Source organism: Aerosakkonema funiforme FACHB-1375, assembly GCF_014696265.1.
Lineage (GTDB): Bacteria > Cyanobacteriota > Cyanobacteriia > Cyanobacteriales > Aerosakkonemataceae > Aerosakkonema > Aerosakkonema funiforme_A.
The window spans coordinates 1-7,135 of the sequence record NZ_JACJPW010000201.1 but is presented as its reverse complement, the minus strand read 5'-3'; the positions used below and the strand labels follow the sequence as shown (position 1 = coordinate 7,135).

Annotated in this window: 6 protein-coding genes, 1 tRNA gene and 2 pseudogenes; 6 read left to right on the top strand and 3 right to left on the bottom strand. The window is 45.6% G+C overall.

Features of this window, described 5'->3' with window-relative positions:
- Both H6G03_RS37635 and H6G03_RS36355 read right to left on the bottom strand, forming a co-directional pair.
- Positions 1 to 190: hypothetical protein (locus H6G03_RS37635; RefSeq protein WP_456057599.1), on the bottom strand; the 190-nt coding region annotated here is incomplete at its 3' end.
- 164 nt (positions 191 to 354) lie between these two features.
- A tRNA-Leu gene (locus H6G03_RS36355) sits at positions 355 to 435 on the bottom strand.
- A gap of 128 nt (positions 436 to 563) precedes the next feature.
- Between H6G03_RS36355 and H6G03_RS36350 the strand changes: the two genes are divergently transcribed.
- A complete protein-coding gene (locus tag H6G03_RS36350) occupies positions 564 to 770 on the top strand; it encodes a hypothetical protein (protein ID WP_190475678.1) in 207 nt (68 codons plus the stop codon).
- A 31-nt stretch (positions 771 to 801) separates the two neighbouring features.
- A complete protein-coding gene (gene accC, locus H6G03_RS36345; protein WP_190475676.1) occupies positions 802 to 2,172 on the top strand; it encodes an acetyl-CoA carboxylase biotin carboxylase subunit in 1,371 nt (456 codons plus the stop codon).
- A gap of 105 nt (positions 2,173 to 2,277) precedes the next feature.
- On the opposite strand, the gene H6G03_RS36340 is transcribed toward accC, so the two are convergent.
- Positions 2,278 to 2,571 (bottom strand): YggT family protein, encoded by a 294-nt coding sequence (locus H6G03_RS36340; RefSeq protein WP_190475680.1) that lies wholly within the window; start codon positions 2,569 to 2,571, stop codon positions 2,278 to 2,280.
- A 235-nt stretch (positions 2,572 to 2,806) separates the two neighbouring features.
- On the opposite strand from H6G03_RS36340, the gene psbX reads away from it, so the two are divergent.
- From psbX to H6G03_RS36320, 4 genes and pseudogenes are all read left to right on the top strand, one after another.
- Entirely contained in the window at positions 2,807 to 2,926 is a 120-nt protein-coding gene (gene psbX / locus H6G03_RS36335; protein WP_190475674.1) for a photosystem II reaction center X protein, read from the top strand.
- Positions 2,927 to 3,462: 536 nt separating this feature from the next.
- Positions 3,463 to 3,822, top strand: a pseudogene (locus H6G03_RS36330) (helix-turn-helix domain-containing protein); the annotation flags it as partial.
- 621 nt (positions 3,823 to 4,443) lie between these two features.
- Positions 4,444 to 6,171: a group II intron reverse transcriptase/maturase gene (gene ltrA / locus H6G03_RS36325; RefSeq protein ID WP_190475672.1), complete on the top strand. Its 1,728-nt coding sequence runs from the start codon at positions 4,444 to 4,446 to the stop codon at positions 6,169 to 6,171.
- A 74-nt stretch (positions 6,172 to 6,245) separates the two neighbouring features.
- Positions 6,246 to 7,040, top strand: a pseudogene (locus H6G03_RS36320) (RNA-guided endonuclease InsQ/TnpB family protein); the annotation flags it as partial.
- Positions 7,041 to 7,135: the final 95 nt, after the last annotated feature.

Here is a 7,135-nt window from a genome sequence, read left to right as displayed (position 1 = left end):
ATTGAGAATCAGAAGTGGAAACCAGGGACTTGACGGCGATTAAAATCGCCAGGTGCGTTTCATCCCCATGTCTAAAGCCAGGGGCTTTCACGCACGGTTTTCGGTAACTAAAATCCAAATTGCGATAAGTATCAAAAGCTTCTAAAGCATTTTTTCCTGTATCCCAAACATTCAGCCGACAAGTTAGCACCTGCTTATTATTATAAAGAAGTTCAAAAATTTGTTTTTCTCCGATACCTCAGAGCAATCTCGCCCAGGCTGCGATGGAAGGTTAACATAAGTTTTGCCTCGTGCAACGGCAATCTTTTTAAGATGCCACTGCACGAGGCAGAAAAAACGAAACCATTTATTTAATGCGGATGGTGAGACTCGAACTCACAAGGACAAGCCACACGCACCTCAAGCGTGCGCGTATACCAATTCCGCCACATCCGCGTTTGGGGTAACTTTAGCAACCCATTAGTTATACTAGCTTACTTTTGTTCGCATTGGCAACTGTATAACTAGGGCGTTGGGGAAAGAGGGAGAGGGAGAGGGAGAGGGAAGAGGTGGACTTTTGACTTTTGACTCCCCCACTCCCTCTTCCTTTTGACTTTTTGCCAATGTTGCGATTGATTAAGGAATCGCGCCAAAAGCCGGGTTCTGCAACACTTCACCAGCAAGTAGTCCTCAACACCGTGATAGGATTAACAGCCGAAGACAAAAAGCTGCTTCGCCTCAAGCGTCGGTGTCGCCATCAACAAGCCGCCAAAGAAGCTGCCGAGGTTTAGTGTTACCGCTCGTCGATCCGAAAGCTGGAAAATGCGTTTTTCTAAGATATTAATTGCTAATCGCGGCGAAATTGCCCTACGCATTCTCCGCACCTGCGAAGAAATGGGAATTTCTACGGTTGCCGTTCACTCTACCATTGACTGCCACGCTCTCCACGTCCAACTTGCTGACGAAGCGGTTTGTATTGGCGAACCTCCCAGCAGCAAAAGTTATCTCAATATTCCCAACATCATTGCCGCAGCGCTGACGCGCAATGCTACGGCAATTCACCCCGGATATGGATTTTTGGCCGAAAATGCCAAGTTTGCCGAAATTTGCGCCGATCACCAGATAGTTTTTATTGGCCCATCTCCCGCAGCGATTCGGGCAATGGGAGATAAATCGACTGCTAAGGAAACTATGCAGCGGGTGGGTGTGCCTACGGTTCCCGGTAGCGATGGGTTGCTCTCAGATGAGAAGGAAGCAATGGCGATCGCTGCTGAAATTGGCTATCCTGTGATGATCAAAGCTACCGCTGGCGGTGGCGGACGAGGAATGCGTCTGGTACGAGAAGAAAGCGAATTCCTCAAACTCTTCCACGCAGCACAGGGAGAAGCGGAAGCTGCGTTTGGAAATCCCGGCGTTTATTTAGAAAAATTTATCGAACGTCCCCGACATATTGAATTTCAAATTTTAGCCGACAGTTACGGTAATGTGATTCACTTGGGCGAACGAGATTGCTCTATTCAGCGACGCCACCAAAAATTGCTCGAAGAAGCGCCGAGTCCCGCTCTATCGCCGGAATTGCGCGACAAAATGGGTATGGCGGCAGTTATGGCTGCTAAATCGATCGACTATGTTGGTGCTGGTACGGTTGAGTTTCTCTTGGATCGATCGGGTAACTTTTATTTCATGGAAATGAATACCCGCATTCAAGTCGAACATCCCGTCACGGAAATGATTACCGGTTTAGACTTAGTAGCGGAGCAAATCCGCATCGCACAGGGAGAAAAACTCAGTTTGACTCAAAATGATGTGGTTCTGCGAGGACATTCTATAGAATGTCGCATTAACGCAGAAGATCCGGATCTGAATTTTCGGCCTTCTCCCGGACGGATCAGCGGCTACCTCCCACCGGGGGGTAATGGCGTCCGTATGGATTCCCACGTTTACACCGATTACGAAATTCCGCCCTATTACGACTCGCTGATTGGTAAGTTAATCGTTTGGGCACCCGATCGCCAAGGGGCGATCGAGCGTATGAAACGCGCCCTGCGGGAATGTGCTATCACCGGATTGCCCACTACCATTGGCTTTCATCAAAAGATCCTCGAAACGCAGGCTTTTTTGCGCGGTGAGGTCTATACCAATTTCGTCGAACAAATTATGCGAAACGAGGAGAAAGGTAAGGGTAAGAAGTAGTCGCGGGGGAGTGGGAGAGCGGGGAAAGTCAAAAGTCAAAAGTCAAAAGTCAAAAGTCAAAATTCTTCCCTTTTCCCTCTTCCCCTAGCCCCGATGCCCTAGTCCCTAGCCCTTAAGCGCCATCATGGTTAAAATACCTTGCTGACCGATGAGGATCTCTCGCAGCAGGCTACAAATTCCCACCCAGATAATCGGGGTAATGTCCACGCCGCCTATCGGTGGCACAAGCTTTCTAGTCACCACCAGAAAAGGTTCGGTCGGCAAAGCGATCGTATTCCACGGAAAGCTATTCAAATTTACCTGGGGATACCAGGTCAGTATAATCCGAAAGATAAATAGGAGAATCATTACTCCTAGCAAGGAGCCAAGAATCAAACTGGCAAAGGAAGTCGCGGTCATAAAAGGTATGGGGTGCGATCGAAAAGCTTCTGGGTATTCTGTCACAGGGGCAATGCCTGCCGCTGCACTGGTTATAATTTTAAGATTTGTGAAAAAATTGAGCCACCCCTATAATTAAACACGGAGCGACTCGCTGCTACCGCCTTGCCGTAACTGGCGTCCGGCAAAGCTTTTCAAGGTGGCGTGCGATCGCTAAAATGAGAAAACGATAATTCTTGTAAAAGAGGCTGGTATCATGACTCCTTCATTAGCAAACTTTCTCTACAGTCTGCTCGCAGGTCTATTGATTGTCGTCATCCCCGTGGTTGTAGGGCTAATCTTTATTAGCCAGAGCGATAAAATTCAGCGTTCTTAATCGCATCTTGCTGTCTGGAAAACCCCACAGACAAGCGAGCGATACTTTCGCTGTGAATGCAAACCGTAGAATAATGTCGAACGGCACGCTTTACCAGATTTGAAAATAAAAGCGTCCGTTCTGCTTTTTTATGGGAAGTTGAGTAGAGACATCTGGCAGCTTTGTTTTGTTATAGAAATTGAAAAGAGCGATGGCGCTGATTTACCTTGGGAAAATACAGTTAAATTTAGCTAAAGCTTACAGAGCAAAAATCCTTAAACTTTAGCTTAAACAGCAGAAGCCCCACGTCCTACCCGTAGGGAGGCGTGGGATGAATGCGCGGTTGACGGAGGTACGGAGTCAACCAATAGATGTAGAGGATAGTCGATCAATCCATTCTTCTACCATCTGAGTAATAGTCTTTTCTCTTTCTGCCGCAATTGCTCTCAGCTTATTGAGTCGTTTTTCGGATAACCGAATATGAAGGTTTTTGTCTTTCATGTTGTGTTGCCATCGCGAACACGATAATGCTAACATAATGGTCAAGGAGGACAACGATGAGAACAGCATATCAATACCGATTACGTCCAACAAAACAACAAGTAGATAAGATTGACAGATGGTTATCAATGTTGTGCAGCCAGTACAACTATCTATTGGCTGATAGGTTTAATTGGTACGAGCAAAACCGCTGTTATATCAACGCTTGCCCTCTTGTTTGTCATCTGCCAGAACTACGAGACAATCCGGATTATTATTACCAAAAGAAAACGCCACCTCAACTTAAGAAAACTCATCCTTGGTATAGCGAAATCTATTCTCAAGTTCTTCAGGATGTAGTCAAGCGAGTAAAGGTAACATTTGACCGTTTCTTAAAGGGTGATAGGAATGGTAAGCGTAGTGGAAAACCGAGATTTGTGCGATGTAGAAAGTTGAGTGAATTGTAGGTACAACAACCAACAAAGTGAGAGGAAAGCCGTCTTTCCTAGTGGATTCTGTCCCACTATCCCCACGTAAAAGAGTCTCAGACTCCGGTCACGTTAGTAGTAAATAATGAATCTAACGGAATGCAGACCACGAAAGTATCCAAACCTGGAAGCCTAATCTGGGAAAGGGCAAGGGGAAGTTAGGGAAAGGTTAACGCAAGTGAATCATCGAAGAAGCTTCGTCAGTCTTAAAGAGTGAAATAAGGCTTATACACTCTGACCAAAAGGTGAGTAGGTGGTCTTGACGGCTGAATTTTCCGCAAGACGACAGAACAGAGTCCTACCGGAGTATAGATGGAACCTAACCCCTAACAAATCTCACACACTCGAAACTACAGTAAGCCCTATAGATTCTCGCAAGAAATGGTCGATATTGTGAGTAGGTCAACCGTAAGGAAGATGGAACTATCTAGAGGGTAAAGGATGTTGGAGAAAGCGAACGCCTTTGGTAATGCAAGGGATAGAGGTTCAAAATTTGCCTCACATTGAAAGATGGCAGACTTCCAACAGGTTCTCAACGATAAATCGGAAGTATAAGGAACTGAACCGAAAGTGAAAGATAGAGTCCGTAAGGACATCGGAGCCAAGGAAGCCTTAGCAGAATGGTCTGACATTAACTGGAAGACCGTGAACAAAAGGATTAAGAACCTGAGACACAGAATTTATCGTGCTACACAGGAAAAGCGATGGAATCAGGTGAGAAACCTGATGAAATTGCTAATGCGAAGTTACTCCAATCTTCTTGTGTCCGTGCGAAGAGTAACCCAAGACAATCAAGGCAAGCGAACAGCAGGCACAGATGGTCAAAAGGTGAAAACACCCCAAGACAGGGTGAAGCTAGTCAATGAATGGAAAGACTTCCAACCTTGGAGGGTCAAGCCAACCAAGAGGATATATATACCAAAATCCAATGGCAAACGCCGTCCACTAGGAATTCCGACCGTTAACGACCGCATCGCACAGGCAATAGTCAAAAATGCCCTAGAGCCAATCTGGGAAGCCCGCTTTGAGGCAAACAGTTACGGCTTTCGACCGGGTAGAGGATGTCACGATGCCATAGAACAGTGCTTCGCCAGACTACAAAAAGGCAAAGACACTTGGGTATTAGACGCCGATATCAAGGGAGCATTTGACAACATCAGTCACGAATATGTACTCAAAACTATCGGAGAAATACCGGGAAGAGAGTTAATTAAACAGTGGCTGAAGGCAGGATACATCGAATCAGAAGTATTCCATGAAACGGAAAGCGGCACCCCGCAAGGCGGAATCATTTCACCCTTACTAGCCAACATCGCGTTAGATGGAATGGACGAATGGCTGGGAAGCCTCACAAAAACCAAGTGGGGAAAAACGTACCAGTACGGAAATAAAAAAGTCCATAGCAAACATAAGTACAGGAAGTATGGATTTATCCGCTACGCTGACGACTTCATAGTCACTGCTGAAACTAAGGAAGAAATAGAAGCAATCCTGCCGGAAATAAAAGCCTGGTTAGCCAAAAAGGGTCTACAACTCAATGAGGAAAAGACCCAAATCAAACATATCTCAGAAGGTTTTAACTTTCTGGGGTTCAATATAAAGCAATACCAAGGCAAATGCCTCATCAAGCCCCAACAGGAAAAAGTAAAGGACAAAATAAACCAAATAAAAACCTGGTTAGACGAACATCCGAACGTCCAACCGGAAACGGTCATCAGTGTCCTGAACCCAATACTGAGGGGTTGGGCAAACTACTATAAACATGGAGTAAGCAGCCGCACATTCAACTACTTCGACCACAGGATGGTAAAGTTGCTCATCAGATGGGCAAAGAAAAGACATCCCAACAAAGGAGTGGAATGGGTCATCCCCCGATATTTTGGAAGAATAAAGGGCGACCATTGGGTATTCACAGCTAAAGCCAGAGACAGAAGGGGAAAATCCAAAGAAAGCTTCATCTTCAAGATGGCTACTACGGAAATCACCCGACACATCAAAGTCAAAGAGAGGGCGTCACCCGACGACCCAACACTGAGAATGTACTGGGAACAGCGACAAACCAGGTATGGCAAAGCATACTTCGCCAAAGGTTCCAAGCTATATCTAATAGCGCAAAACCAAAACTGGCGATGCCCAATCTGCGGTGAACACCTCTTCAATGGGGAACGCATTGATACCCACCATAAAGTAGAAGTGGCTAACGGAGGCAGCGACGAAGTGAATAACTTAGTTCATGTCCACAAAGAATGCCACAAACACCTACATAGTGGGCAGCAACCTGTGTACAAGAGAGCTTGAGCCGGATGATGGGGAACTGTCACGTCCGGTTCTTAGGGGAGAGAGGTACGGCGACGTATCCTCTCTTACCCGACAAGCCTCGTAATCGTTACCGCACATTCATTTATCCTCAGATGAAAGATGGATGTTTCCAGGGTAGCCTGATTAACCTCCCAATGCTTGGAAAAATCAAGGTTGTGTTGCATCGTCCAATACCAGATGGTTTTAAGGTTAAGACAGTATCTATCACCAAGAAATCTGATGGCTACTATGTAACGCTCTCTTTAGAAGATAAAACTGTTCCTGAGATAAAGCCAGATTTCAATCCTGAGTTAATTACCGGTATTGATGTAGGGTTGAAGGAATTCTTGACAACTTCCGAAGGTGAAACTGTTACTATTCCTCAACACTACCGTAAAGCGCAAAAACGTCTGCGGGTTATTCAAAAACGGGTATCACGTAGAAAAAAGGGAAGCAACGGTAGACTTAAAGCCATCAAGCAACTAGGAAAGCAACACAAGAAAGTTGCAGACAAGCGGAAAGATTTCCACTTCAAGACAGCTAATTATCTGCTATCAAAATATGACGTGGTAGCTCATGAAGATCTGAATGTAAAAGGTCTTGCTCGTACCCGATTAGCTAAATCTGTGTTGGATGCTGGGTGGTCAAACTTTCTGTCGATACTGACAAATAAAGCCGAAAATGCTGGTTTGTTGGTAATCCCAGTAAGCGCTCATAACACCTCACAAGATTGCTCCAATTGCGGTAAAAAAGTACCCAAAAAACTGCATATTCGCTGGCATAGTTGCTCATGTGGATATGAGCTAGACCGTGACCATAACGCAGCCATCAATATAAAGAACAGAGCGGTAGGGCATTCCGTTCTTAAAGGTGCGATTCGTTCAGCCGAAATCCTTTACGGAGGGATGGCTGGCTTCAGTAGAGTAACCCAAAAGGTTGAGTATGCACTTTCATCCTCTGCTGA